Consider the following 3619-nt stretch of genomic DNA (forward strand, 5'->3'; position numbering starts at 1 on the left):
CACGCACGATTCAGGTAGGCGCTGACGAGCAGCGCGACGCTGCGATTGCCATGTGTATCGGCATCGCGGTCTCGCCGGGCTCGTCAGCTACAGCGTGTTCTGGCCCTGAACCCCATGTGGGAGCAGGGCTTGTCCAGCGACAGGCGGGGAACCCGTCGTAAAACCTGCGCACGCGGTGTGACAGACAGACCGCGCGTATAGGGTTTACTGTCGCTGCGCGCCAGGTCGCGGGACAAGCCACAGCTCCTACCCATACACCGCGAAACAAAGTGGCTGAACGCCAGCTGAACACCTGCACAAAAGCTCGATTCTGCAAAAAAACAAGTATGCTCATTCAATAATGAGTATCATTATGTTACACATTGGTTGAATGCAAATGACTCCATGACGCATTCAAGCTGCACCCCCTATCTAGTCTTTACCCGGTGATTCATGCTCGTTCCTTTTTTGATCATGTTGCGCGAAGGGATTGAAGCCGCGCTTATCGTTGGCATCATCGCCAGTTACCTGAGACAGACCGGCCGCGGCGAGTGGATGCCTGCGGTCTGGGTCGGTGTCTTCCTGGCCTGCGCGTTGGCGCTGCTCGTCGGTGGCGGCCTGGAAATGGTCAGCGCCGAATTCCCGCAAAAGCAGCAAGAATTGTTCGAAGGTCTGGTCGGCTTGTTCGCGGTGATCATTCTCAGCTCGATGGTGTTCTGGATGCGCAAGGTCGCCCGTTCCATCAAGCATGAACTGCATGCCTCCCTCGATGCCGCCCTCGCCGGTTCGAAAAACCAGACCTACGCGCTGATCGCCATGGTGTTCTTCGCGGTAGCCCGTGAAGGTCTGGAAACGGTTTTTTTCCTGCTCGCCATTTTCCAGCAAAGCGAAGGGGCCGACGCCCCAATCGGTGCCCTGTTGGGGCTGATCATCGCGATCGGCATCGGCTTTGCCATCTACAGCGGCAGCATGCGCCTGAACCTGGGCCGATTCTTTCGCTGGACCGGCCTGTTCATTCTGGTGGTCGCGGCGGGCATTCTCGCCAACTCGATTCAGGCATTGCATGAAGCGGGCGTGTGGAACCATTTCCAGAGCGTTGTCTTTGACGTCAGTGCGAACCTGCCGATGGACGGCCCGACTGGCTCGGTGCTGGCCGGCATGTTCGGGTATCAGGATGCACCCACCGTGAGTGTGCTGGCCGTGTACCTGGCCTACCTGATCTTCGCGCTGGTGCTGTTCTTTATGCCGGGGCCGCGGGTGGTGAGTCTGCCCACCCGCCCGGCACACGAACATGGCCACTCTTCTTCCGTTACGCATAAATAAAGGACACTCATGACCACCAGTCCTCAAGGGCTTCCTTCCCAGAAAGCCAAGCCTCCTCGCGTCCTGCGATTGGCCGTTGCCGGATCTGTGATCCTGATGGTCGCCGCGGGTGGGCTGTTCTATTACGCCTCGCAAAGTGCGCAGAAAAAACGCCTGGCCAACAACAGCGGCGAAACCGTTGTGACCATTCATGCCAAAAATTGCGAACCTAATGCGATCACCGTCGCGGCTGGCAAGAATGCGTTTCGCATCGTCAACCGCTCCGAGCGTGCCGTGGAATGGGAAATTCTCGACGGCGTGCTGGTGATCGAAGAGCGTGAAAATATCGCGCCGGGCTTGAGCCAGTTGATCAATGCCAATCTGCTGCCGGGAGATTACGCGATCACCTGTGGCCTGTTGAGCAACCCACGCGGCACTCTGCATGTCACGCCAACCGCCGAGTCCGACGCAGCAGCCAAGGCCCGTCCGTCGATGGTGGCGTTCATCGGCCCGCTGTCCGAATACCGCGTGTACCTCAGCACTCAAAGCAGTGCCTTGCTACGCGCGGTGGGCGACCTGCAACAAGCCATTCAAAGCGGCGACCTGAAAGCCGCTCAAGAGGCTTACGTCCCTGCGCGAGCGGCTTATCAGCGCATCGCCCCGGCCGCTCAGCGTCTGGCAGAACTGGACAACGCAGTCAACGCTCGCGCCGATTACTACGAAAAACGCGAGCAGGACCCAGGCTTCAGCGGCTTCCACCGCATTGAGTTCGGCCTGTTCCAGCAGCACTCGGTAGACGCCCTGGCGCCAGTCGTCGAGCGTTTGCAAACCGACATCACCAGCCTCAAACAAGCGCTGCTGGCCAACAGCATCGCGCCAGAACAACTGGCCAGCATGATCGTGCGCACGATGCGCAGCCTGGCCGATGTGCGTAGCAACGGTGAAGAAGAACGTTACAGCCATGTCGACGCCAGCGGTTTTGCGGCGAACCTGGAAGGCACACGCAAGGTGATCGACTTGCTGCGGCCGTTGCTGGCCAAGACCTCCGGCGAACTGCTGAAGAAGATCGACGCCGCAACCACCGCACTGGATGACCAGTTGCTGCTGCTCAAGACCAGCAATGGCTACACGTCATATGACCAAGTAACCAACGAACAAAGAAAGCAAATAGCAGACAAGGCCAAGGCATTGGCCGACGTACTCGATGGAATCGATCCGGCCCTCGGCCTTTCAGGCCTGTAGCGTGCCCAGGCGGGTGCTTGATACGCCCGCCCGGCCCTGAAACCAGAGCGAAGACTTAACTCATATGAAAGACTCAGACTCATCCAACGCCCCTGTTAGCGCTGAACGCCGCCGAGTTCTTATGGGCCTCGGTGCGGCGGGCGCTGCCCTTGCCGGCAGCAGCTTGAGCGGCAATGTGCTGGCGGCCTCGGCGCCAGCGCAAGTGGCCGAAGCCCCGAAAAGCGAGAAAACCCAAGACCGCAACACCTTCCATGGTGTGCATCAGACCGGCATCGTCACCCCGCGCCCGGCTGCTGGCATGATGGTTTCGTTTGACGTGCTGGCTCAGGATCGCGACGACCTGGAGCGGCTGTTGCGTACGCTCAACGAGCGCATCGCGTTCTTGATGACCGGTGGCGCCGTGCCCCAGGTGGACCCAAAACTGCCGCCGCTGGATTCGGGCATCCTTGGCCCCGTAGTGACGCCGGACAACCTGACCATCACGGTATCGGTCGGCGACTCGTTGTTCGACGAGCGCTTCGGCCTGCAAGCGGTCAAGCCCAAGCGCCTGCAACGCATGGTCGGCTTCCCCAACGATGCACTGGAAGCAGAATGCTGTCATGGCGACTTGAGCATTCAGTTCTGCTCCAATGCCCCGGACAGCAATATTCACGCCCTGCGCGACATCGTGAAAAACCTGCCGGACCTGCTGCTGGTGCGCTGGAAACAAGAAGGCACGGTGCCTGCTCAGGCGCCGCTCAAGCCAGGCCAGCCCGCCGAAAGCGCACGTAATTTTTTGGGCTTCCGTGACGGCTCGGCCAACCCCAACTCCAATGACCAGAAAGCCATGAATACGCTGGTCTGGGTGCAGCCCGACAGCGATGAGCCGGCCTGGGCGGCCAATGGCAGCTATCAGGCGGTGCGCATCATCCGCAACTTCGTCGAGCGCTGGGATCGCACGCCCCTGCGCGAGCAGGAAGCGATCATGGGCCGGGTCAAGGACAGCGGGGCGCCGCTGGGCACCTCCGGCCAGACCGAACACCATGTGCCGCTGTATTTCGACGACCCCGCCGGCAAGCAGACGCCGCTGGACGCCCACATCCGCCTGGCCAACCCG

General features: G+C 60.5%; 3 protein-coding genes. All 3 read left to right on the forward strand.

Annotation, left to right across the window (positions count from 1 at the left end):
* The first annotated feature begins 432 nt into the window (after nucleotides 1–432).
* Entirely contained in the window at nucleotides 433–1302 is an 870-nt protein-coding gene (gene efeU / locus VGC62_RS06715) for an iron uptake transporter permease EfeU (RefSeq protein WP_331186288.1), read from the forward strand.
* Nucleotides 1303–1311: 9 nt separating this feature from the next.
* Nucleotides 1312–2523, forward strand: coding sequence for an iron uptake system protein EfeO (efeO, locus tag VGC62_RS06720; protein WP_331186289.1), 1212 nt, complete (start codon nucleotides 1312–1314; stop codon nucleotides 2521–2523).
* Between the two features lie 64 nt (nucleotides 2524–2587).
* Nucleotides 2588–3619 (forward strand): Dyp-type peroxidase (locus tag VGC62_RS06725; protein ID WP_331186290.1); only part of this gene is annotated, 1032 nt, incomplete at its 3' end.

Origin of the sequence: Pseudomonas sp. (assembly GCF_036404235.1) — a bacterium.
Classification (GTDB): domain Bacteria; phylum Pseudomonadota; class Gammaproteobacteria; order Pseudomonadales; family Pseudomonadaceae; genus Aquipseudomonas.